This is a genomic window from Holdemanella sp., assembly GCF_056804935.1.
Genome location: NZ_DBMEXE010000025.1, coordinates 10,829 through 12,445, shown reverse-complemented (window position 1 = coordinate 12,445; position 1,617 = coordinate 10,829). Strand labels below are relative to the sequence as shown.

Here is a 1,617-nt window from a genome sequence, read left to right as displayed (position 1 = left end):
AAAGGTAAAGGTTAGAACCATATATATTCACAAAGAACCCTTTTCTTCACACTTTTTACTTCTAGCATTTGAAACATTAGTTAAATGTCGATACAAGAACTTTGGATTCTTTCGTAGCAACGGAACAATTTGATATGGATCATCCACACGTACTAAATGCTCTTTTGCTTTTTCAATTATTTGTGCAATCAACTTCATATCTAGTTTGTCGTTTAATAGCATTGATTGTGTTAACTCAAAGAAGCATTCTTTATTATCAAATAGTTTCAACGATAAATAATATGTATCAAAATTTGCTTTTGATATAGGATTGCCAGAATTATACGTGATGCGCAACTTCTTAATTGTTGAATACGTCATTTCTTGATACGCATTTTTATAATCTCCACTCTTTAGTATTTCTGCGACCATTTTTAAACTTTCCATCAAGCTATTTCCTCTATAGTAGATTATGCTCTCATCATTCAACTCTAAATATTGAAGTTTTGTGACACTTAAAGCCAAGAGCACTATAATCGGTGTCAAAATTAAGGCCAAGGTTGGCTCAAAAAAAGATTCATTTATATATCCGTCAACATACCCGTTAGTTTTCACATATATAAAAACCAGCTTTAAAAATAGAAAAGTCAATACCCAGATGGAAAAAATTGAAATTACGATATCACTCCTTTTAATTCTTTTACCGTATACAATTTTCTCATTATTTTTCATATGTAAATCACTCTCCTTCATTTTATATGATAATGAAATCAAGAAAGGATCGAATTTCATTTCATGGCTTGTAGATATCATCACTTGGCTTATACCTTAAAAGAGCAGTTTAATCACTGCCCCTTTTTTCTTTTATGCTTCTGCTTATTCGAATACATATTTTGATCTGCCAAATCCTTGACACTCACAATATCCCCCGTCAACAACATGGCTGAGCCATAAGATGCAGAAGGCAAATAACTATATTTTCTACGCTTCTTTTCTATGAAACTTTCAAACTGTGCAGAACACGCCTCTTCATTCCGACTGTTTTTTAATAAGACACAGAATTCATCGCCGCCAACTCTGTAACAATAGCCATATTTGGCATATGCCTTCTTAATACAATCCGCAATGATACGCAAACACAAATCTCCTTTGACATGACCATACACATCATTGACATGTTTAAAATCATCCACATCAAGCACGATCAACATACCATTTGTATAATTCATTTCTTCAGAGCGATTCAAAAAACTATTCTGATTTAGTAATCCGGTCAAGCCATCTAGCTGATTCCACATTTCACTACAATATATAAAATATAAGACCGAAAGTAAGGTGACACAAAGCCAACTCACATGAAGATCTGGAACTAAGATTTGTATGATCGTTTCTGCAACCAAGAAGATCATTAATGGATAAATCAATGCTTTACTGCAATTTTGAAACTGTTTCGAAACAAAAATCGTAGATAAAGATAAATATAATATTGATATAAAATACGCAAAGATATAAATAACGAAATAGGGTCCTCGCGAATATATATTTTCTTGACTAACTGAAAATACAAGTCCAGACGGAATCGATATAGCCAGAATCAAAAGATATACGATTTCACATAAAATCGCCAATTTGAATTCC

General features: G+C 32.3%; 2 protein-coding genes. Both read right to left on the bottom strand.

Translation table 11 applies throughout. The features are described 5' to 3' along the window. Nucleotides 1-27: 27 nt before the first annotated feature. Entirely contained in the window at nucleotides 28-711 is a 684-nt protein-coding gene (locus tag ACZQCL_RS02395) for a hypothetical protein (RefSeq protein ID WP_482481768.1), read from the bottom strand. Nucleotides 712-824: 113 nt separating this feature from the next. Beyond that, the coding region (locus ACZQCL_RS02390; RefSeq protein WP_482481767.1) for a GGDEF domain-containing protein at nucleotides 825-1,617 on the bottom strand (793 nt) is incomplete at its 5' end.